Source organism: Candidatus Poriferisocius sp. (assembly GCF_965204015.1).
Lineage (GTDB): Bacteria > Actinomycetota > Acidimicrobiia > Acidimicrobiales > Bin134 > Poriferisocius.
On record NZ_OZ241965.1, the window covers coordinates 2,083,427 to 2,106,368 of the forward strand.

The 22,942-nt window shown below is 62.6% G+C and carries 19 protein-coding genes; 18 read left to right on the plus strand and 1 reads right to left on the minus strand.

Features of this window, described 5'->3' with window-relative positions:
• Positions 1-121 precede the first annotated feature (121 nt).
• The 8 genes from ACOGJC_RS09295 to ACOGJC_RS09330 all read left to right on the plus strand — a co-directional run bounded on the left by ACOGJC_RS09295 (position 122) and on the right by ACOGJC_RS09330 (position 11,720).
• Positions 122-1,624, plus strand: a complete 1,503-nt coding sequence (locus tag ACOGJC_RS09295; RefSeq protein ID WP_419844721.1) for an ABC transporter substrate-binding protein — start codon at positions 122-124, stop codon at positions 1,622-1,624.
• A gap of 54 nt (positions 1,625-1,678) precedes the next feature.
• Positions 1,679-2,503, plus strand: a complete 825-nt coding sequence (locus ACOGJC_RS09300; protein WP_419844722.1) for an HpcH/HpaI aldolase family protein — start codon at positions 1,679-1,681, stop codon at positions 2,501-2,503.
• A 9-nt stretch (positions 2,504-2,512) separates the two neighbouring features.
• Complete coding sequence (locus tag ACOGJC_RS09305; RefSeq protein WP_419844723.1) at positions 2,513-2,833, plus strand: hypothetical protein; 321 nt, start codon at positions 2,513-2,515, stop codon at positions 2,831-2,833.
• Complete coding sequence (locus tag ACOGJC_RS09310; RefSeq protein WP_419844724.1) at positions 2,830-4,365, plus strand: class I adenylate-forming enzyme family protein; 1,536 nt, start codon at positions 2,830-2,832, stop codon at positions 4,363-4,365. Before ACOGJC_RS09305 ends, ACOGJC_RS09310 begins: the two co-directional genes overlap by 4 nt.
• A 276-nt stretch (positions 4,366-4,641) precedes the next feature.
• Entirely contained in the window at positions 4,642-8,457 is a 3,816-nt protein-coding gene (locus ACOGJC_RS09315) for a hypothetical protein (protein WP_419844725.1), read from the plus strand.
• Positions 8,458-8,602: 145 nt separating this feature from the next.
• Entirely contained in the window at positions 8,603-9,520 is a 918-nt protein-coding gene (locus ACOGJC_RS09320) for a DNA-methyltransferase (RefSeq protein ID WP_419844726.1), read from the plus strand.
• Positions 9,405-10,613 (plus strand): hypothetical protein, encoded by a 1,209-nt coding sequence (locus ACOGJC_RS09325; protein WP_419844727.1) that lies wholly within the window; start codon positions 9,405-9,407, stop codon positions 10,611-10,613. The genes ACOGJC_RS09320 and ACOGJC_RS09325 overlap by 116 nt, the downstream gene beginning before the upstream one ends.
• A 252-nt stretch (positions 10,614-10,865) precedes the next feature.
• Positions 10,866-11,720, plus strand: coding sequence for a hypothetical protein (locus tag ACOGJC_RS09330; protein WP_419844728.1), 855 nt, complete (start codon positions 10,866-10,868; stop codon positions 11,718-11,720).
• A gap of 26 nt (positions 11,721-11,746) precedes the next feature.
• Here the strand turns inward: ACOGJC_RS09330 and ACOGJC_RS09335 are convergent, their stop codons facing one another.
• Entirely contained in the window at positions 11,747-12,610 is an 864-nt protein-coding gene (locus tag ACOGJC_RS09335) for an NAD(P)-dependent oxidoreductase (protein ID WP_419848219.1), read from the minus strand.
• A gap of 80 nt (positions 12,611-12,690) precedes the next feature.
• Here ACOGJC_RS09335 and ACOGJC_RS09340 point away from each other — a divergent pair, with 80 nt between their 5' ends.
• From ACOGJC_RS09340 to ACOGJC_RS09385, 10 genes are all read left to right on the plus strand, one after another.
• Positions 12,691-13,794, plus strand: coding sequence for an amidohydrolase family protein (locus ACOGJC_RS09340; protein ID WP_419844729.1), 1,104 nt, complete (start codon positions 12,691-12,693; stop codon positions 13,792-13,794).
• Between the two features lie 53 nt (positions 13,795-13,847).
• Positions 13,848-15,092: an amidohydrolase family protein gene (locus ACOGJC_RS09345; protein ID WP_419848220.1), complete on the plus strand. Its 1,245-nt coding sequence runs from the start codon at positions 13,848-13,850 to the stop codon at positions 15,090-15,092.
• A gap of 22 nt (positions 15,093-15,114) precedes the next feature.
• Positions 15,115-15,834: a class II aldolase/adducin family protein gene (locus ACOGJC_RS09350; protein ID WP_419844730.1), complete on the plus strand. Its 720-nt coding sequence runs from the start codon at positions 15,115-15,117 to the stop codon at positions 15,832-15,834.
• On the plus strand, positions 15,835-16,731 hold the full coding sequence (locus ACOGJC_RS09355; protein ID WP_419844731.1) for an amidohydrolase family protein: 897 nt from the start codon (positions 15,835-15,837) through the stop codon (positions 16,729-16,731). It begins immediately after the preceding gene.
• The gene (locus tag ACOGJC_RS09360; RefSeq protein ID WP_419844732.1) at positions 16,728-17,327 is read left to right on the plus strand and encodes a hypothetical protein; all 600 of its coding nucleotides are present in this window, start codon (positions 16,728-16,730) and stop codon (positions 17,325-17,327) included. Before ACOGJC_RS09355 ends, ACOGJC_RS09360 begins: the two co-directional genes overlap by 4 nt.
• Before the next feature lie 50 nt (positions 17,328-17,377).
• Positions 17,378-18,160 carry a VOC family protein gene (locus ACOGJC_RS09365; RefSeq protein ID WP_419844733.1) on the plus strand — a complete coding sequence of 261 codons (783 nt, stop codon included), beginning with the start codon at positions 17,378-17,380 and terminating at the stop codon, positions 18,158-18,160.
• Positions 18,161-18,181: 21 nt separating this feature from the next.
• On the plus strand, positions 18,182-19,048 hold the full coding sequence (locus tag ACOGJC_RS09370) for an amidohydrolase family protein (protein ID WP_419844734.1): 867 nt from the start codon (positions 18,182-18,184) through the stop codon (positions 19,046-19,048).
• A gap of 22 nt (positions 19,049-19,070) precedes the next feature.
• Entirely contained in the window at positions 19,071-21,377 is a 2,307-nt protein-coding gene (locus ACOGJC_RS09375; protein ID WP_419844735.1) for an arylsulfatase, read from the plus strand.
• Positions 21,378-21,470: 93 nt separating this feature from the next.
• Positions 21,471-21,728: a hypothetical protein gene (locus tag ACOGJC_RS09380; RefSeq protein WP_419844736.1), complete on the plus strand. Its 258-nt coding sequence runs from the start codon at positions 21,471-21,473 to the stop codon at positions 21,726-21,728.
• Between the two features lie 293 nt (positions 21,729-22,021).
• Entirely contained in the window at positions 22,022-22,876 is an 855-nt protein-coding gene (locus ACOGJC_RS09385) for a hypothetical protein (RefSeq protein WP_419844737.1), read from the plus strand.
• Positions 22,877-22,942: the final 66 nt, after the last annotated feature.

The following is a 22,942-nucleotide window of genomic DNA, read 5'->3' on the forward strand; positions in this document are numbered from 1 at the left end:
CTGGCCGAGGCCTTAGCTTCGAAGCGCAGAAAATCCTGCTCGTATATGATGCCTTAGCCGGTCGGTCGGCCTGAGCTGATCCGAGTTCGGCATCCACGAGGGACACTGAGGGGGGGACCTCATGAAGCCCACCAAGACGCATTGGCTGATCGGGATGATTGTGGCACTGGCCATGGTCGCTGCCGCCTGCGGAGGCAACGACGACGATGGCGATGCCGACGCCCCAGCCCCCGCCCCGGCCACCGAGGCACCGGCCACCGAGGCCCCGGTCCCGGCCGAGCCGGAGCCAGAACCAGAAGCGCCCGAACCCGAGGCCGAAGAGGCCGCCCCCGCTGAGCCCGAGCCAGAAGAAGCTCCCGAAGAGGAGGAGCCCGAGTTCCAACCGGCCCCCACTGAGGAGCCGGAACCGGAGATCGAGCTGACCGCCACGTGGCGAGGGGTCACCGCCGACACCATCACCGTCGGCGTCACCTACCTCGACACCGAACTAATGGTTGAACTCGGCTTCGCCGTGAACACTTGGGGCGACCAAGACCTGCAGATCCAGGCGCTGGTCGACGACATCAACGAGCGGGGCGGCATCAACGGCCGCCAGTTGGTAGCCCTCACAGACAAGTACAACCCCATCGGCGCCACCGAGGCCGAGGCCGCCTGCCTCCGGGTGACCGAGGACAACGAGGTGTTCGCAGTCTTGTTCGGGTTCCTCGGCCCGGCCGCGGTGGCCAACACCTGCATCGTCGACACACAGGAGACGATCCTGGTGGGGGGAATCATTACCCCCGACCGCCTGGCCCAAGCCCGGGCTCCCTGGGTCAACGCGCGAACGACGCGCGAGGTCAGCACCAGCGCCCTGTTCACCCTGCTCAAAGAAGAGGGAATGCTCGAGGGCAGGTCGATAGCGATAGTCGCCGACATCTCTGCTGCCCCAGAACTCGAGAACGTTGCCAACCTGTTGCGGGATCGGGGAGTCGAGCCGGTGCTCGAAGTCGCCACCTCCTCGCAGGTGGCCGATCTCGTTGCCGAGAATCAGGAGTGGGCCGCCCTATCCGAGCGCATCAGGACATCGGGTGCCGACACTCTGCTGTTGGTTGGCAACGCCTCGGCCGGCGTCGAGAATGCCAGGCTCAACGGCCTCGAGGTGGATATCTGGGCCACCGACTCCTCCGGGCTGGGCGCCAACCTCGGCAGCCACGTCAACCCCGAGTCGGCCCGGGGTGTGATCACCGTGGGGCCCATGACAGATGCCCAGATTTTCGAGACCGATCCCCGGTTCAAGGAATGCCTGGACGCCTTCAATGCCAAACATCCCGATATCGAGGTCAAGCACCCCGACACCCTCGAAACTGGCGATCCGCGTTGGTTTACCTCTCTGTCCTTCCACTGCCGGTTCTTCCAGATCTTCGAGTTGTTGGCCACCGCGGCCGGGCCCGACCTGACCCATGAGACCTTCGCCGAGGCCATCGCCAACATCGGAGAGTTCTCGGTTGCCGGCCAGCCCTACGCATCGTTGGGGCCGGACAAATTGTCCAGCAACGACTCCTTCCAACTCTTGGTACAAGACCCAGATGTGGGCGCAAAGGGCGATTTGGTGCCGGCCGGCCCGATGCGGGACGCCACTCCGTAGGCGGGTCCACACCCAACTGAATCTGCCCCCACATCGGGGGATACGGTTGCGGCCATGAGCGACGCTGCATCCGCATCCCATCCGCTGGCGGAGGCTTTTGCTTCGGGGCGCGCCGCGTTGGGCGCCTGGGCGGGCCTGCCCACGGCGATGAGCTGCGAGGTCATGTCCCGGGCCGGGTTCGACTACGTGTGCATCGACATGCAGCACGGCCTGGCCGACTATTCCGACGCACTGCCGATGCTGGCCGCCATCGACTTGGGCACGGCCACCCCGGTGGTGCGGGTGCCGTGGAACGAACAGGGCATCATCGGACGGATGCTGGACGCCGGGGCGATGGGCATCATCATCCCCATGGTCAACCGCCGTGAAGAAGCCGAGGCCGCGGTGCGCTCGTGCCGCTACGCCCCCGAGGGGTCGCGCAGCTTCGGCCCCACCCGGGTGGCGCTGCGCGACGGCCCCGGCTATTTCGCCGGGGCCAACCAGTCGGTGAAGTGCATCCCCATGGTGGAGACTGTCGCCGCCCTTGAGAATCTGGACGACATCGTGTCCACCCCTGGGGTCGACGCCGTGTACGTCGGTCCCGCCGACCTGTCGGTGAGCCTGGGGCTGCCTCCCGGCAATAACGACGGAACCGCCGCCTTCGACGACGCCCTTGCCGCCATCGTGGCCGCCTGCCAGACCCACGGCGTAGTCCCCGGCATCCACTCCACCCCCACGCTCACCCCCACCCGAGTCGCCCAAGGCTTCCGTCTAGTAACCGTAACCGCCGACAACGCCGCCCTCTCCGCCGGAATAACCACCCACCGCCAATCCGTCCTCGATGCCCTAAGCGGCAAAGCCGACACCAGCAACACAGCCGGCGGCGAATCCCTCTACTGAGGTAAAGCGATGACAGACGAGGTTTCGGACCAGATCCTCCACGGGCGGCTTGTCGGATTAACTGGCAAGGCCCCCACCGCTGAGGTTGTGGTGTGGCTGGCGGTCCAGACAACTGATGGCGAGGCTTCGACGTTGGAGTCCATCACAGATGACGAGGGGTTTTTCTCGTTCGAACTGCCGACCGAGCCCCTGCGTGCCGCCAAGCTCGGAGCAGTGCTGGAAGGCGTGCAGCCCCTGGACCTCGAACCGAATGACGAGCCGCTAGATCCCGGGGAGATCATGCTGTTCGTCGACGACTTCACCCCTTCCCACCTCAAGTACGCCGGGTGACAACAGCCAGCGAATCAGTGCTGATTCACGAACATCCGCTGTGGGCGCTGATTGAGGCCCGAGCGGAGGCTCAGCCCGATGGGCTGTTCCTAGTGGATGAACTCGGGCATCAACTGACGTTCGGGGGGTATCGGGAGCAGGTCAACGCGGTGGCCGCGGGGCTCCACGACACTGGGGTGGGGGCAGGGGCAATCGTGTCCTGGCAGTTGCCCACTTGGGTTGAATCGGTGGTGCTGGTGGGGGCGTTGAGTCGGTTGGGGGCGGTGCAGAACCCGATGCTTCCCATCTACCGGGGGCGGGAGGTGGGGTTCATCTCCCAGCAGCTCTCGCCGTCGCTGATGATCTGTCCCGGCACATGGCGGGGGTTCGACTACGCCGAGCAGGCCCGGACCTGCGCGGGCACCGAGGTGCTGGTGTGCGATCGGGGACTCGGGCTGCCCACCGGCGATCCGTCCACGCTGCCGCCAGCCGAGCCGGATGCCAATCGGTTTGGCTGGGTGTTCTACACCTCGGGCACTACGGCCGACCCCAAGGGGGCCAAACACAGCGACTTCACGGTGGGAGCGCCGGGCCGGGCCATGGTCCATCGGTTCGGGATGCAAGGCGACGACCGCTGCGGGCTGGTATTCCCGTTCACCCACATCGGGGGGATCCAGTTCGTGTTCGCCGCCCTCTACACCGGCATGACCCTGGTGCTGGTGGAAGCGTTCGACGACGCCGGCATCGACTTCCTGAGCCAGCAGCAGATCACCTTCACCGGGGCGGGCACCCCGTTTTACCTGAAGTATCTGGAGCGCCAGCGGACCCAGCCCGACCAGCCCCTGTTCCCCGAGGTGCGGGGGTTCGCGGGCGGCGGCCAGACCAAACCACCGCACTTGCACTACGAGATGCTGGAGACCTTCGGGGCGCCTGTTCTGTCGGGCTGGGGACTGACCGAGTTCGCCAACATCGCCATGGTCGACCATCAAGCCTCCGACGACCACAAGGCCCGCACCGAGGGGTTCGCCAACTTCGGGGTGGAGCTGAAGGCGGTGCTCCCCGACGGCTCCGAGGCTCCGCCCGGCACTGAGGGCGAGCTGCGGGCCAAGGGCTTCCACATGCACCTCGGCTACGTGGACGAATCACTGAACGCACAGGCCTTCGACGACGACGGCTACTTCATCACCGGCGATCTGGGCATCATCGACGCCGAGGGCTACGTGGAGATCACCGGCCGAGCCAAAGACGTGATCATCCGCAAGGGCGAGAACGTCTCGGCCAAAGAAGTGGAAGACGCCCTCTACACCCACCCCAGCGTCGCCGACGTGGCCGTCATCGGCCTCCCCGACCCCGACCGGGGCGAGCGAGTATGCGCCATCGTGGTGTCAGCTCCAGATTCAGCGCCCCCAACCCTCGACGAGCTCACCCAACACCTCACCCAAGTCGGCCTAATGCGCCAAAAGCACCCCGAGCAACTAGAGATCACCGACACCCTCCCCCGCAACCCAGCCGGCAAAGTCCTCAAAGAGGAGCTGCGAAGCCGCTATCGGTAGCGGCAAGGAGATGGAATTGTCACCTGTTGCTGAGAGGATGTCGATGTGGCCAATAGGCGCAAGAAGAAACGACGCGGAGGACGGCCGTCATCGAGTCCCTCGAAGAATGGAGGCGGCCTGCAGCCTGCAAATGTCACCACCACACGAGATGGAGGAGAGTCAGCCGATCTGGTTGACGAAGACCTGGAAGCTCATTGGGAAGACAGTAGGTATGGGGCACGAAGTGGACGGGGATACCGCTTTCAGGATGCCGTTGGTGCTCTACTCGCAGCAAAAGTGGCCGCAGGACATATTCAAGCTGATGTTTTAGTACCTGAGGGTTTCGAGGACATCTCGTTGGAAGGTGTGCAGCCGTGGAACATCCAGGTCAAGTCACGGCGCGCCCATTCGGGCGAATTCGAGGTGTACGAAGCTTCAGACCACATAATGAAGGTCTGGGAGCAGCACACTTCCCGCGACGAAGCTGACGCACGGCTCGCCGTCATCTTCGAGCGCGACGTCAAAGGGGAACACCTATCGAGCAGTCTTGACGGCCCAAATGCGACGCTCGGAAGGGACTTACCGGAAGACTCGAATCTCCTCCAGAGTCTCAAGACCAAGTGCAATAGAGACGGAATCTCTGACAGCGAAGTAGAGGATCTCTTGGCATCCTCGACGTTCGCAGTCACCTCATGGGATGAAGTGACCGAGGAGACTCTTGGCTGCTTGAGGGCAATAGAAGACCTCACAACTCTGCCGCCGTCATCCCTACAGCACATTGCTCTGCTGCTCCGTGTTGCTATAGGTGATGCATCGAACGAGAACGCCTCTACTTCTTACGGTGATAGGCGTGTACTCAGAAGAACCGAGATTGTTGGCGACATTCAACGATTCGCCACCCAAATTGACTTGGATTCCCTGGAAGCCGCTATCCGAGAGGGGGTCTGCGAACCCCTAGAACTCGGCGATGCTGAAATGCCCGACGAAAACCGCTTCTACGAGGGTGTAGCAACTCAACCATTCCATGTCGCGTCTGGCCTGGTCGTCCACCGTCCTGATGTGACGAAACAGATCAAGTCGGGTTTGGGACAAAAATCCACGGTCGTGATCTCCGGACCCTCAGGCGTAGGCAAGAGCGCAGTCCTGTGGACCATTCCAGAGGAGATGCCAAAAGTCTTGTGGTTTCGCGTCAGACGGCTTGCGCCCGAAGACGTTTCCAGCATCATTCGTCTAGCACGCGCCTACAACGCCTCGGTCCAGAACCCAGTCGGCTTCTTGGTTGATTCCGCTGGTACTGGTGAATTCGCAGGCTGGGATCGGCTTCGATCCGAAGCCGGAGCGATTCCAGGCATCCATCTCGTGGCCACAGCACGCAATGAAGACCTCCCACTTCTTGGGGACATGGCCGAGTGCTCCACCGTAGAGATACGGCTGGATGAGCGCACTGCTGAGATGATCCACCGAGGACTGGTCGAACGGGGCGCAACCGCTGCATCCCACTGGCAGGAAGCATTCGAAGACGCTGATGGGCTAACGCTCGAGTTCACGCACCTACTGACGAGTGGAGTGCGGCTACGCGACCTGATCGATGACCAGGTCAACCAGCGCATGGTCGAGAAGCGGCACAGAGAGATCAATGTGCTGGCCCTAGTCTCCACGGCCGATCGCTGGTCGGCTGAGGTCTCCACGTCTGGCATCGCTTCAGCTTGTGATCTGTCTGATCTTGAAATGCGAGAGGCTCTGGATCGGCTAAGGGCAGAACACTTGGTCGTGGAACGAGATGGGTGGATCGGAGGACTTCATCGGCTGCGTTCGACTGCGATTTGTGACTCAATCCACGACCAACCTCCGCCGACTCTCGGTCAATCACTCGAAAGGGTCCTCCCTCTCATTCCTACATCCCAGCTACACCGATTCATAGGTGCATTGCTCATTGATCACCCCGAAGCTCGCGACATCGTGCTACGAGCTGTCAATGGAGACCCTTCAGACATTGATCGCGTCGCTGCAGGTCTCCAGGGCTTAAGGCTGGCCGACTTTTACGAGAGAGCAAAGAAATGGAACGAGGTCGCCACGGAGCACGGAATCCAGATAGCAGCTCGACCCGCGCTATTTCTTTTCGCAGTTGGCGAAAATCAACCTACTAGTTCTTATGCGCCCGATTTTCGGAAAGCATATAGAGCGATCATTACCACAGCAGTGCGAGACTCTCGCGAAGACCTAATCGATACCATCGGTCAGGGCCGAATGGCTCAACTACTTCTTTCGACTAGTGATACTACGAGAGCAACAAGGTTCCTAGTCGCACTGGCTGGGATCGATTCAGAGTACATCGCAGCTGTTAGTGGCGATCTGAACAGGCAGTCTCCACTCGTCCTAGGATTGCAAGAAGCCCCACTGGAAGAACTCGCTGGATGCTTGGCGGCCGTCCGCAATGTAGATCTCGACTTGGCAAGGGCGGTTGCAGAGGCCCTTGGGGGTGAGACAAGTCTCCTAGAGCGAATAAGTGCTGACAATCCCTGGATAACGCATCTACAGATTCAAGACAGTGACGACGGGCTTGTCGGATCTGCACGGTTCCTCCATTTCTCAGATGAACTCCACGAAGATCCGACCAAGAGGGCCCATTGCATCGGGCGGACTTTGCTCCGGTGCCTGCCTTGGATTGGATCTGTAGACGTCCAGGCTCTACTGCCTGGCAATCAAGAACTGGCCTGCGGGGATCATGTTCTCGGAATTAGCAGCCTCAAGCGAGAGTACGACCATCCAGAGACAGAAGCGGCTTGGGCTCAAGCACGCATGAGTATCGCCATCGGGGATATCAGCGAATCCGACACTACGAGACTTCAACAAGCCCTTCCCCTCCTCAATGCCGCATCTGAACTCGCGCACGACATAGGAACGGCATTCGTCTTGGGAAGGCAGCCTCCTCCTGACGTCATTGCCCAGCGAATCTCGGAACTCCACCAAGGAGGCATGGCTTTGCCCCTACCTCGACAACTAGGCCAAGTCAACGATCCAACTAGATCGGAAAAGCATAAATTTGAACTAACGGGCAACCTAACGGAACTCATCAGCAGCCTCGGACCATTTGTGTTCGAGCGGTTGCATCAGCCGAACCAATATCGCGCCCTTGCTGCCTACATATATGACACCACCATCAACGACCAGATTGCCAAGGCGGCACTTGAGCCGTGGCACCTCATCGGAGTTGACGGCGCGCCGCAAAGCATCAAACGCTTACAAACGTCGCTCGGGCATCTCGCCACAGTGGTCCGTGAACTTTCGTATGGACAAGTAACGCTGGCCAAACTCAGAGAGAGTGAATTGTCCAAAACACAGCATCGGGCTCTCGAACGTGTAGCAAGAGCTAGCCAAAGGTTCTCCGTTCGAAGACAGAAGTCCCGCGTCAAGGAGATTGAGTCCATATGTCACAGATTGGAGTGTCAAACCAAGGTGTTCGACTTCTCTGATGTAAATGGTCTCACAGAGTTCCGCATCAGCATAGAGGTGGACTCCCTGTTCGGCTGGATCGATGCAGTCGGACAGCTTGCTGACTCCCTCAGCCATGATCATCAGCCTGGTGAGACGTTCCTGCTCGTCCCAATCCGACGCAATAGACCGGTACCAATGCTCACAATGAGGTTCACTTACAACCTCTGGCCTGAACCTCAATCTGGCGGGCTGGACAAGCTGTCGGAAGCACACCCCGACCTACTCGCTGCGACATTCGACAAGGCTCAATTGGCGCTCCAAACGATTTCGGGCCTCTGTTGTCTTCCAGAGGAACAGCAAGACCATCAGAAAGTCCAGGCTGTAGCAGATATCGCCAATTCAGAGCTGGAAGTGGCGTACGGAAGGCTCTGTGATATGCTTGAAGACCCCGTCGTCGATTGGTTGCGATCGATGATTGAAGGACTCGGTATGCACGTCCAAGCTGAATGTGAGGGCACTACTACCGAACTTGGCTTTGCCGCCCAGGTGGCGCTCTCACTCACGACTGACGAAGTCACGGAATACTCGGCGCTGGTTTGGTACGCCAAGTGCATCGCTCTGGAATGGGAGATCGATCCTGTGGCTGCTGCTGACCTGCTCCCTGAAGACGATGACTGAACTCACCCAGGAGACGCTCTGACCCGCGTACGAGAAGTCCATCTGCCGTGGTCCAGTTAATTGTCGCCCGATGAGGATGCAAGAGCCCAATGCTTGATTTGCGGGGAACCGCAAAGGTGTCACTGGTGGTGGGTATTCTCTAGTTATGGCAGGTCAGACGGCTCCAGCACCTCCTGAGGATGGTGATGAGGCGCTGTCTGTACTGCTTGAGGAGGGGGTGGTTTGGGGGGATTCTGCTGAATGGCTGCCGAGGTTGCCGCAGGACTCGGTGGACTTGTTCTTCATGTCGCCGCCGTATGCCGATGCTCGGGCGTACTCCAGGATCAGCCCGGACAGCTATGTGGAGTGGTTCCTGCCATTTGCGGAGGCCATGCTCGGAGCCACCAAGGAGACCGGGTCATTCGTTCTCAACATCAAGAACCGGGTGGCCAAGTCGGGGCCGCTGCGGGGGCAACGCCATCCGTATGTGTACCAGCTGGTGATCGCTCTGCAAGACATGGGGTGGCGGTGGGCGGAGACTTACATCTGGAGCAAGCCGAACGCCATCCCCGGTCGGTTCGGTCCACGCACCAAGGACGCGTTCGAGTACGTGTACCACTTCACCAAAGGCCCCAGTCCTTACTTCGACTTGGATGCAGTGAGGGTGCCGTATCGGGCAGACCAGGCCGAGATCAAGCGGCGGCTCAAGGACAGGAATGGCCGGCGGAACACTGATGCCGGGTTCGGGCGAGACCGCACTCGGACTTACGGACGGGGTGGGGCTGATCCTGGGAATGTGATCACAGTGGGCCAGACCTACAACCAGCACAAGGGTCCTGCTGGGCAGCACACCGCGGTCATGCCGGAGGGCCTAGCTGAGTTCTTCGTCAAAGCGGCCTGCCCCCCGGATGGGATCGCGATCGACCCATTTGCTGGATCGGGCACCACAGTCACTGTCGCCCGCCGACATGGCCGCAATTCAGGTGGGATCGAATTTCACGCCGAGTACGCAGCAGTCGCCAAGGAACGCCTGGCAAGCGATCATGTCCAGGAAGAACTGGGACTGCTCCGTGTCGCTAACTGACTCAGACCGCGAGCTTCTCGCCAGCGCCGGGACTTTGGCTAACCCCACAATCCGACGTCAAGCGGTAGCGGTACTTCTGCGCCAACCAGAATCGGCCAGGGACGAGGCCGCCAACCTTCTCGGACAGGGTTTTGTCGCCGCTACTCAGCCATCGTTTCACTACATCCCCAAGGGCGATGCCATGGCCACCGAAGCCGCTTTCGATGAGGCCTACCGGCGATTGGCTGAGCACACCAACGACTTCACCGATGTCTCGGCGGCAAGTTTGAAAGCAGCCTTAACGCAAGCGCCCGAGACTCTGGCACCGCTTCGAATGATCTTGGGCTTCACTCACAACGAGCTGGCCTGGGCCATGAAACTTGCCCAAGCGGGTACGAACACTTCGGGAGGAACCCTGAAGAAGTTCGAGCGCAGCCCAGCACCTGAGCAATCATCAGCCAAGCGAACTGAGATGATCAGCTTGGTGGCTGCCGCAATCATCGCTGTCATGGACCGGAGCATCCTCCAGGTCCCCGAATCAGCCCGAGGCTTCTTCCATTCGAAACTCGACAAACGAGACACGCGTCAGGGCTGGGACACGGTTGCAGCGTCAACTGACGGAGTGCCTTATTCGGCCTTGCTGTATCAGAGGTATGTCGGTGGGGTCTGGCGGCAAGTTCAAGACGCCTACTCCGAAGTCAAAGGCGACAATCTGCTGGAGCAACCCATCGCCGACCTGTTCGACGATCATCACATCCCCTACTACCGATCTGGGTCAGGCGCTTCCGGTGCTGCACAAACCTCAGAGGCATTCGGCCTTTCGCCTGGACCCGATTTCGTGCTGCCCGAGGAATCTCCGACGGTGATCATCGAATCGAAGGTGGCTGAAGACGGAGGCACGGCTCGAGACAAGGCTGCTCGCATCAAAAATGCTGCCGATGCTGCTAGGGACCGCGGTCTGCTTCCCTGTGCAGTTGTCGATGGCAAGGGCTGGTCAGAACGCCCAAACGCCCTGGTTGACGTAGTGATCGCCACAGAAGGACGCACCTACTCCCTCGACACGCTCCCTCATCTTCTTGAGATTCCCGAGATCATCGGTCTTGGAGAGTCTTGATCCTCTAGAACAGAAACCCCGCTATCGGTAGCGGCGGCTGAAGGCGGTGGCGTCTGGGCGTTCTTCGCCGTCGGCGGTTTCATTCGTGGGGTCGGGGAACACAGTCATCGTCGACTTCCGCATAGGCCGTAGGCCAGCAGGGAACGAACCACATGAAGAACATATGACGATGGTCAAAGAGCGCTTAACGGACGATTACATACATGTCAGCCTCCCCCGGGTATTGTGCCTGGCCAACTCTGGAGGTCTGACATGAAGAGGATTGTCATAGCAATACTGGTATGCGGCGCGTTGATGGTCGGCGGCAGCCTGGCCTACGCGGCTATAGACACGTCCACTCCAGAAAAAGCTGCCCAGGCGTGCTCGGAGCACCATGGGTTCGGGGCTGAGCCGGTGGACGTGGCGAAGACATCCGACGGGTCCGAGGTTCTCGCCCAAGTGTCATGGGGAGCAAATGACTTCGGGTGGTGCTATCTGATACTGGACGGGCAGGCCACCAGACTGCTTCGGGATCATTCGTCGGGTTCCCTTGCCTACTCCACTCCGACGCCGGCACCCACGCCGTCCCCAGCCGAGCAGACAATCATCGACAACTACCCGACCTTCTACGCCTGCGCAGTGACGGGCAGTCGCGAATGCCAGCATCCCACTCCTACGCCGGTACCCGAGCCCACTGTGACACCTGATGAGACAGATGAAACACCGATAGGACAAGGGAACGAGTGCCTTACCACCACAGGATGCTCGTTCAGTTTCTTTGATGTGCCGGGAGGCCTCTTCCTCAGAGTTGGCATTGATATTGCACCAGGCAAATGGAACAGCGATTACGAGGGCGCAGGCGAGCGTTCCTGTTATGCACTCAGGTTGAATGAGAAGCTAACGACCCATCCCAACTATACCGACGAAGTTGATGAGTCATTTGGCTACCGAAGGACAAGCTGGACTTCTTGGTTTGGCGATCTCTTGTTGGTTCAACTTCCATCCGGAAGGTACACAAACCACGAGTCTGTCATAGAGAGAAAAAGCACGGACTATGTCTACGGACCTCGTTCATTTCAAATAGAGATACAACCGACGGACTATGCAGTGATCATTCTGCACTGTTAATGCGAGGGATTAGGACGACGGACCCGCTATCGGTAGCGGCGGATTATGGCGGTGGTGTCTAGGCGGTTTTCGCCAAGCGCCGCCGTCTCTTCGGTGTAGCGCTGGCAGAGTTCTACTAGGGGGATGGGGGCTCCTAGTTCGGCGGCGGCGTCGGCTACTAGGCCGAGGTCTTTGATCATCCAGTCGACGGCGAAGCCGAAGTCGAACTCGTCAGCCACCATGGTGTGGCCCCGGTTCTGGAGGTACCAGGAGCCGGCTGCGCCCTTGGTGACGGCGGCTAGCACCTTCTCCATGTCGAGTCCGGCCCGCTCGCCGAAGGCCAGCGCCTCAGCTGCGCCCTGCACCGCGCCAGCGCACAGGATCTGGTTCACCATCTTGGTTAGCTGGCCGCTCCCGGCCGGACCCATGAGGGTGACCGCCGAGGAATAGGCGTCCATAACCGGAGCGGCGGCATCGAAGTGCTCGGGCTCGCCGCCGCACATCACGGTGAGCACGCCGTTCTCAGCCCCGGCCTGGCCGCCGGAGATGGGGGCATCGAGCCAGCCGATCCCCCGTCCAGCACACACCTGGGCCAGCTCCCGGGCCACTTCGGCCGATGCGGTGGTGTGGTCCACCAGCACCGAGCCGGCAGGCATCGTCCCCAAGGCCCCGTCGTCGCCCAGCACCACCGCCCGCAGATCGTCGTCGGCCCCCACGCAGGTGAACACGAACTCGGCCCTGTTGGCCGCTTCGGCCGGGGTGGCGGCCACCGACCCCTCGTGGTGCTCGCCCCAGCGCTCGGCCACTGCCGCGGTCCGGTTGAACACCCGCACCTCGTGGCCAGCGGCCGCCAGGTGCCCCGCCATGGGGAAGCCCATATTGCCCAGTCCGATGAATGCACACACGCTCACGTCGGCCACGATATCCGGCCCATTCCCCCGTTCTCCCGGCGATAGGCGGCTTCCACAGCGTTCCCATAACATCGAAGACGATGAGCGACAACGGCTTCGACGTATTCTCCGCCGATTCCCACGTGATCGAGCCCCACGACCTGTGGCAGATCTACACGGTGGAGGCCTTCAAGGATCGGGCCCCTCGGCTGGTGCGCGAGGAGACTACCGACCGCCTCATATGCGACCAGGCCCGGCTCCCCCCGGTGGGGCTGTTGGCCGGGTGCATGCGCACCGACGACAAGGTGCGGGCCAAGGGCCGCTGGGAAGAGGACGTGCCCGACGTGGGCTGGGATCCGGAAATCCGCATGGAGGCCCTGCGCACCGACGGGGTGACCGGCGAGGTGCTGTACCCCACGATCGCCATGCAGATGTACCCGATCCGAGACGTGGAGTTCCAGTGGGCCCTGTTCGAGGCCTACAACACCTGGGTGGGCGAGTTCGTGGGCCAGATCCCCGACACGTTCGTGGGTATCGGCCTGTTGTCGCCGGTGGACTTGGAGCGGGCTGCCAAGGAGATCAAACGGTGCCGCGACACCGGCCTCAAAGGGGTGATGATCCCGGTGGTCAACGGCGAGGACAACCCATACCAGGATCCGGCGTTCGACCCGCTGTGGGCTGCGGCGGTAGAGCACTCCATGCCGGTGAACCTGCACGCCGCTACTACCCGCGACCCCGACAAGGCCTGGGACCAGGGCACCTCCACCCGCTCGGTGCTGCAAACGGTGGACATCCAGGAGGTGGTGCTCGACCTCATCTTCGGCGGCGTGTTCGACCGCTTCCCCGAGCTGATGATCGTCTCGGCGGAGAATGACGTGGGCTGGGCCGGGAACCTGCTGGAGCGGGCCGACTACTGGTTCCACCGCAACCGCCAACTCCTCAAGGACATGAAGTGCCTGGAAGAGCCGTCCCACTACTGGCGCAATAACTTCCGGGTGACGTTCATGCGAGACCTCACCGGGGTGGCCGCCCGCGACATCATCGGCACCGAGACCATGATGTGGGGCAACGACTTCCCCCACCACGTGTCCACCTGGCCCAACAGCCAATCAGTCATCGCCGACCATTTCGCCGACACCACCGACGATGTGCGCCACGCCATCGTGTCGGGCAACGTCCGCCAGCTCTACGACATCCAGGTGTAGGCAGGACTCGGGCCGGGGTCGGGAAGGCAGGCGCCGTGGTCAAGCTCTCCGACATGGGGCGCATTGGGTTCACGGTGCGCGACAGCCAGGCCGACGGGCACCCGGTCACCTTCCTGCCCGAGCCCGAGCGGCGAGTGCGCCACAACCTGCTCATCTCGGTGGACGACCACGTGGTGGAGGCCCCCGACGCCTTCGAGGGCCGCATCCCCAGCCGCTTCGGTGACCGCGGCCCCAAGGTGGTGACCGACGACGACGGCATGCACGCCTGGGAGGTGGACGGGCGGCGCTTCCCCACCGTGGGCATGAACGCGGTGGCCGGTCGGCCGGTGTCGGAGTACGGCTTCGACCCGGTGCGGTTCGACCACATGCGCCGGGGGGCGTGGGACATACACGCCCGCATCGCCGACATGGACCTCAACGGCATCTACGCCTCTTTGAACTTCCCCTCCGCCCTGCCCGGCTTCGCCGGCCAGAACTTCATGCGGATGACCAACGACGACGAGCTGGGCCTGGCCTGCGTGCGGGCCTGGAACGACTGGATCCTGGACGACTGGCACACCCGCTACCCCGACCGGATCATCCCCTGCCAGATCCCCTGGCTGTACGACCCCGAGGTTGCCGCCGACGAGATCTACCGCAACGCCGAGCGGGGCTTTCGGGCGGTGTCGTTCAGCGAGGCCCCCGAGAAGCTGAAGCTGCCGTCGCTGCACACCGGCCACTGGGACCCCTTCATCCGGGCCTGCGAGGACACCGAAACGGTGGTGTGCCTGCACGTGGGGTCGTCGTCGCAGGCCCCGTCCACCGCCCCCGACGCCCCGCCCGACACCATCGGGGTGCTGTTCTTCGGGTACGCCATGTTCGCCGCGGTCGACTGGCTCTACTCGCTGATCCCGGTGCGCTTCCCCAACCTGCGCATCGCCATGTCGGAGGGGGGCATCGCCTGGGTGCCGGGGCTGATCGACCGGCTCGACCACATCACCAGCTACCACGACATGTACGGCACCTGGACTGGCATCGACATGAAGCCCAGCGAGGTATTCCGACGCAGCTTCTGGTTCTGCGTTATCGACGACACCTCGTGCCTGTCGCTGCGCGACCACATCGGCGTAGACCACATCATGATGGAGTCGGACTACCCCCACGTGGACACCACCTGGCCCGACACCCAGGAAGTGGTCCGCCGCCAGGTGGAAGGGTTCGGCCCGGAGGAGACCGAGAAGATCTGCTGGCGCAACGCCGCCGAACTGTTCCGGTGGCCGGTGCCCGAGGCGGTGGCCGCCGACCCGGAGAGTTTCTGACAAGATCAAAGCAGGAGGACCGATGACCAAGACCTGGACCGAAGACCATCCCGCCTTCCAAGTGGCCGCGGCGAGGCGCATCCTGGGCCGAGAGGGCTGCGAGAGCCGGGTGGCCGGCCACGTGTCGGTGCGCGATGCCGAGCGGGCCGACGCCTTCTGGGTGTCGCCGTTCGGCTATTTCAGCGAGACGCTGCCCAGCGACGTGAACTGCTACGACATGGAGCTCAACCTCTTGGACGGCGACACCGCGGCGTCGCCCGCGGTGCGGTTCCACGCCGGGTTCTATGAGGCCCGCCCCGACGCCAACTCGGTGATCCACACCCACTCCCACTACGTGGAGGTGCTGTCGACCACCGGCAAGGACATCGGGCTGTACTCGGCCGACGCCTGCCTGTTCTACCAAGAGCAGGCCCACTACGCCGACAACGGCATCGACAACCCAGTGGACGGCCCCCGCATGGCCGAGGCGCTGGGCGACCGGTCGGTGGTGCTCATCGGCAACCACGGCGCTTGCTTCGTGTGCCCCTCGCTGGAGGAGGCCACCATCAAGGCCATCGCCTACGAGAGCTCGGCCCGGACCCACTACGAGGCCAAGGTGGTGGGGGGCCACGAGATGCCCGAGGCCGAGGCGGCCCGGGCCAAGAAGGCGTACCACAAGTACTTCATCCCCATGATGTGGGAGGCCAACTACCGCCGCCTGCGCCGCACCGACGCCGACCTGTTCGAGACCCTGGCCGGCTAAATGGCCCCCGAGCCTGAAGCCCACCCCATCGCCCCTCACCCTATTGAGAGCATCGGGGTGGTCGACCTCATGTTGGGCGTGCCGTCTGACCGCGACGCCTGGTACGCCAACTTCCAAGGGCTGCTGAAAGACGAGGAGAGCCGCAGCTTCGGCCACGGTGCGGCCTACATGTTCAAAGACCTGCCCCAGGTGGACGGCACCGCGGACTTCATCGCCTACCTGCTGGCCGAGATGGACCTCTGGGGCATCGACAAGGGGCTGTTGCCGGTGAACTTCGGCGACACTTGGGGCACCCGGGGGGTCACCGAGCACCCCGACCGCCTCTACGGCAGCTATCTGGTGGACCCCAACCAGGGCGTGCAGGCGGTGCGGGACCTGCGCCGGGCCGTAGACGAACTCGGAGTGATCGCCGCGGCCTGCTTCCCCACCGGGCTGCACCCCCAGGTGAACATCAACGAACCGCTGATGTACCCGATCTACGCGGCGTGCTGCGAGCTGGAGATCCCCATGTGCATCAACGCCGGCGTGCCCGGCCCGCGGTTCCCGTTCGACCCCCAGCACGTCGAGCACCTCGACCGGGTGTGCTACGACTTCCCCGAGCTGGTGCTGGTGACTCGCCACGGTTCCGAGCCGTGGGAAGACCTAATGGTCAAGCTCATGCTGAAGTGGCCGGGGCTGCACTACTCCACCTCGGCGTTCGCCCCCAAGCACTACCCGAAGGCCATCATCGACTACGCCAACACCCGGGGGGCCGACAAGGTGATGTACGCCGGCTACTTCCCCTCGGGACTGTCGCTGGAGCGGATCATGACCGAGATGCGCAATGTGGGGTTCCGCGACCACGTCTGGCCCAAATTCCTGCGAGAGAACGCCTTGCGGGTGTTCAATATGGCATGAGCATGATTCAGCACATCTTCCGACGGCGGGATCTGGGAGTAATCGACTCCTTCATCGGAGCGGGTATCCTGGTTGTCGCGGTGTTCGCTTGGGCCGAGCGATCGGTGGTAGTCCACCCCGACGCCGGCGCCGAGGTGGTCGACAACTGGAAGTGGCAGCTCTGGCAGATCGGCCCCGTGGTGTTCTCTCTCATCGGCGTATGGCTGCTATGGCGCAACACCAGCAAAGTGCCGTGGTTCCGCACGCTGTGCCTGTCGTCGCTGGCCGTGGCCATCCTGCTCAATCAGTACACCGACATCTTCAACTACAGCGGCAACCTGTGGCTCACCATCGACCCGTTGTTCGTGGCCTGCGGCACCGTGGCCACCTGCACCGGTTGGCGCCGGGTGATTGCCCAGCGTCAGGGCCTGGAGCCAGCCAACCCGTTCACCCTGATCGCCGCGGTCATCGCCACGGGAATGTTTGTGGCGGTGTTCGTCAACGCCTACATCACCAACGATCCCGGCGCGTGGAACATCCTCGATCCCTTGATGATCCTGTCTCTATTGACCTGGGCCATCGCCGCCCGCCGCACCAATGTGGGCGACGCCATCTGAACCTATACGCTGCCTGAAATTCGGCCGGGACGGAGAAGAGGAGAACCGCCATGCCCGAGGTAGACGGCTACGTCCACGGAGACTTCAGCTGGGTCGACTTGTGTACCGAGGAGCCCGACAAGGCCAAGGCGTTCTACTCGTCGCTTTTCGGACTGACCTTTCGCGATGAGCACGATGGGTCGCAGGTGGTCTACACCCTGGGCCTGAAGGACGAAAGGCCGGTGCTGGGGCTGCTGGAAAAGCCCCAGGAGATGTGCGAGATGGGGATCCCCAACGTGTGGGAGACCTACATCTCGGTGGACAACGCTGATGAGGCCCTGGCCAAGGTGGCGCCCGCGGGGGGCACGCCGATGGGGCCGGTGATGGAGCCGGCGGGTGCGGGGAGGATGGCAGTGGTGGCCGACCCCACCGGTGCAGTGGTGATGCTGTGGGAGGCGCTGGGCCAAGATGGCGCCGAACTCAAGAGCGAGCACGGCACGCTGTGCTGGAACCAGCTCCTGACTTCTGATGTCGATAAGGCCATGGCGTTCTACTCCGAGATGCTGGGCTGGACTCCGGTGCCCCTCGACATGGACGATTCGGTCGGGATCATGCACAACGGCGAGATGATCGCCAGCGCCGGCCCGCTGCCCGCGCCGCTCATTCCCCCCCATTGGGCGGTGTACTTCGCGGTGGACGACTGCGACGCCACCGCGGCCCAGTGCCAAGAGCTGGGCGGCCACGTGGTGGTCCCGCCCATGGACACCCCGCCGGGCCGCATGGCCCAGCTTGTGGACGACGCCGGGGCCATGTTCTGGGTCATCACCCTCGATCCCACGTTCTCCCCCGTCTGAGACCGGAAAGGAGCCGCTGAGATGGCGATGCCCGAGGGGATCGGCGTGGTGGACCTGATGATCGGGTTCCCCTTCGCCTCCAAGAAACAGGTGTACGAGCGCCTCCAGGCCGGGCTGAAAGACGACCAGTCCACCGAGGAGTTCGTGATGCCGGTGGAGTACATGTTCAAAGACATCCCCGAAGAGGCCGAGGAGGGATCCGACCCCATCGACTACACCATCGCCGAGATGGACCGCTGGGGCATCGACAAGGGGCTGTTCGGGCTGTCGGAGACCAGCATCGAGGCCAAGCGCCGCCACCCCAACCGGGTGTACTTCGTGACCGAGGTGGACCCCAACGACGTGATGGGCACCGTCCGGCTCCTCAAGAAGCTCAAGGCCGACCACGACCTCAAGGCGGTCAGCGTGTTCCCGGCCGGGACGGTCCCCCAAGTGGCCGTGTCCGATCCGCTCATGTACCCGCTCTATGCCACCGCCATCGAGCTCGACATCCCAGTGATCGCCAACGCCGGCATCGCCGGACCCCGGTTCCCCAGCGCCCCCCAGCATGTCGAGCACTTCGACCAGGTGTGCTACGACTTTCCCGAGTTGCGCCTGGTGATGCGCCACGGGGCCGAGCCGTGGGAGAAGCTGGCCATGAAGCTGATGTTGAAGTGGCCCAACCTGTACTACATGCCCTCGGCGTTCGCCCCCAAGCACTACCCGAGGGCCATCATCGACTACGCCAACACCCGCGGCGCCGACAAGATCATGTACGCGGGGTACTTCCCCGCCGGGCTCACCCTGGAGCGCATCTTCACCGAGTTGCCCAATGTGCCGTTCCGCGACCACGTGTGGCCCAAGTTCCTGCGGGAAAACGCCCTGCGAGTATTCAAGCTCGACGACTGACACCCCCACTGAGGAGGGTCCGATGACTGAAGACACGGCGACGAGGCCTGAGCCCTACCAGGGGTGGGAGGGGCGAGCGGGCCGCACTGTGGCGGGGTCGGATCCGTGGTGGCCCGAGGCGGTGCGGGCGCCGCAGGGCGCGCCCAACATCGTGGTGGTGCTGTTGGACGACCTGGGCTTCGCCGATCTGGGGTGCTACGGCTCGGAGATCGACACCCCCCATATCGACCAGATGGCAGCCGAGGGGCTGCGCTACCTGAACTTCCACGTCAACCCCATGTGCTCGCCCACCCGGGCGTCGCTGCTCACCGGGCTCAACCACCACGACGTGGGGGTGGGCCACGTGTGCCACTCCGACCCCGGCTACCCCGGCTACACCTCCGAGCTCACCGAGCACTGCGCCACGGTGGCCGAGATTCTGCGGGCGGGGGGCTACGCCACCTTCATGGTGGGAAAGTGGCACCTGTGCAAAGACTCCAACCTGGTGGGCCCCCGGCACTCGTGGCCGCTCCAGCGGGGGTTCGACCACTACTACGGCTTCCTCGACGGGTTCACCAACTTCCACCACCCCCACCGGCTGATCCGCGACAACAGCGTGGTGCGCACCGACCAGTACCCCGACGACTACTACTTCACCGACGACATCACCGACGAGGCCATCTCCATGGTCCGCGAGCAGAAGGCGGCCCGGCCCGACCAGCCGTTCTTCTTGTACCTGTCGCACGGGGCGGTCCACGCCCCGCTCCAGGCCAAGCAGGCCGACATCGAGAAGTACCGGGGGGCCTACGACGCCGGCTGGGACGAGATCCGCCAGCGCCGCTTCGTCCGCCAGATTGAACTGGGCATCTTCGACGCTGACACTGCGCTGCCGCCCCGCAACTCTGAGGAGCGCAACGACGTTCCTCCCTGGGACGAGCTGTCCAACACCCAAAAGGAGGTGTTCGCCCGCTACATGGAGGTGTTCGCCGCCATGGTGGACAACGTCGACCAGAACTTCGGGCGGCTGCGGGCCGCGCTGGAGGAGCTGGGCGAGTGGGACAACACCCTGGTGCTGTTCACCTCCGACAACGGGGCGTCCCGGGAGGGCGAGGACACCGGCTGCTCCCAGTACTTCGAGGTGCTGTCCCCCACCGCCGGAGACATCGACGCCGACCACGCCCGGCTCAACCTATTGGGCGGCCCCCAGACCCTGGCCCACTATCCGCGGGGCTGGGCCATGGCCGGCAACACCCCCTTCCGGCTGTACAAGATCAACACCCACGCCGGCGGGCACCAGGTGGCCATGATCTCGTCATGGCCCGAGCAGATCGCCGACCCCGGCGGGTTCCGCCGCCAGTACCTGCACATCACCGACGTGCTGCCCACCGTGCTCGACATCGTGGGGCTCAGCGCTCCCACCGAGCGCAACGGCCAACCGCTCAAGGGGCCGCTGGCCGGGGCCAGCTTCGCCCCCACCTTCGCCGACGCCGCGGCCGACGAGCACCACACCGAGCAGTACTACGAGCAGATCGGCCACCGGGGGTTCTACCGCGACGGCTGGGAGGCCGTCACCCTGCACCTGCCCATGACCCCGTTCGGCGATCACGAGTGGGAGGTGTACAACCTGGCCGACGACCCCACCGAGACGGTGGATTTGTCGGAGGCCGAGCCCGGCAAGCGCCAAGAGTTAATCGACGCCTGGGAGGAAGCCGCCCACCGCTATCAGGTGTACCCGCTGGACGAGGGCTCGATGCTCAAGTACGTGCAGCGGCCGACCTCGGAGGAGGTGTACGAGGCGCCGGTTCGGATCGTGCCGGGCACCGACACCTTGGAACGCTACCGGAGCATGAAGATGATCCAGGCCCGGTCGTTCACCGTCGACATCGACTTCGACTACGCCTCTGGCGACGAGGGCATGCTGGTGGCCCACGGCGACCAGGGCGGCGGCTACGCCTGCTACGTCGAGGGTGGGGAGGTGGTCTATGTCCACAACGGCTACGGCCACATGCGGCACCTGAACAGCGGCCCGCTGGCCGAGGGGCGGCGCACCGTGCGGCTCGACTTCACCATCACCGACGGATTCGCCTGGGATCTGCGCCTGCTGGTGGACGGCATCGAGACCGCCGTTGGCAAGGAGTTCACCGGCATGTGGACCATGGCCCCCTTCGAGGGCATCGACATCGGCATCGACCGCCGCTCCCCCGTTTCATGGGACGTCTACGAGCGCCACGGCCCCTTCCCCTACACCAACACCATCGAGTCGGCCACCTACACCCCCGGCCAACAAGGCCCCATGGCCGCCACCCACACCGCAGAAATCCTCAAACAAATGGGCGCCCGCTTCGAGTGATGGGATTGACATAGCAAACACTGAAACTCACCCTAAAAGTGATTGAATTCTGCTACCCACGGTGCCACACTGACGGGCGAAAGGAGCGAGCCCATGGACCACGATCTCTGCAAGAAGTACGCCCATGAACTCCAACTGGGCGACGTCATCCGCCCTAGCGGCAGCGACGACGCTCCTTTCACCCGCGTAGAGTTTCGCCGCGCCTATGGAAAGTGGACCGTGCTGAAACTGCGTTGTGCCGACGGCCAGGCTTTCCGAGACGTTTGGTCCAGCGGCACCATTTTCGACGTAACCCCCACGGGAACCTCCCTCGCGTCCGTCCAATCTCTCCTTGAAACCGCCGAGCTATAGCCCAGCGAACAAAACCCCAACCTGGCCGCTCCTTGTCGCCTCTCTTCTGACGCTGGCAGTCGACCGCCGCCCGCGGATGATGTTCCACATCGTCCTTCTGACCGGAATCACCGTCATCGCGATCGATTCCCAAGCCGGACTCTGGTCGTACCTAGGCGCAGCCTCCGCAACTTGGACCCTAATGATGCTCGCCACCCCCACCGAAGCCAACTGAGGAGGGGGTGACACGGAACCTGCTGGCGAGTGACGTAGTGTTCAGCGGGGGGCTCTGTTGAGTCAACAACTGGGCACCGATGGATCCAATAGATGACGGCAAGCGTGCAGAGGTTGAAAGCACTGCTGTGCGCGGCGAGGTCAACCCGTGGCTCCCGCCACCACCTCCGTTGCCGCCGACTCAGACAGAGGGAGGGAAACCGAGAGGTCGAGTGTTCATTCCAGCAACAGTGCTCCTGCTAGTTCTTCCGGTTACCACTTGGGACATTCGAGGTGAACAAATAATCGACAGGAGCTTCACCGGCGAGCGCCGCTATGCGATCAAGCCTCCTGATTGGCTTGTTGAGCTACCTGACTTCGTCGGGCTTGCTCTCGTGATTGCCCTTGTGACTGCACTCGGATGGCTCATCTTTGAATACTGGCTACAGAGTTGGGGCAAATGGTGGTTCATGGCTCTGGGATCACTTTGCACAATAGGAGTACTTGCAGGGCTGGCTGGAAGAGAAGCCACCGCAGCGGATCCCGTACACGATTATCCCGGCTTTCAATGGATCACTGTCTTTGCCTGTTTGTGCGCGTGTGTTCTCTTGTCAATTCTGCTGATCACATCGCTCTACAAGGCCAACGTCAACTTCGTGGCCCTTCGCATTCGCAAACTCAAGCGTTTCATCAAGAGGCACAAGAAAGCTCTGCTGGCAATTTCTGGCGTTCTGGTGGCACTTGGCATCGCAAGTGTCGTGATCGAAGGGATCGATTCAGGTAACTCAATCGCTGAAATCGTCGTCGTATTGACTCTTGGTCCGATATTCTTGGGATTGATATACACTACTATAGGGCTAATTGTCTTGATACCATTTGTCATTACTTCTTTGGTCATATGGTTCGTGCTCTTTCGCTCTGCCGACCTAGTGCTGCGGCGCAGGGCCTACTGGTAGCTGTCAGCCTCAGCACGGACAGGTACGGTGAATGGGGGGGTTCGTTGAGTCGGCGGCAGGGTTACC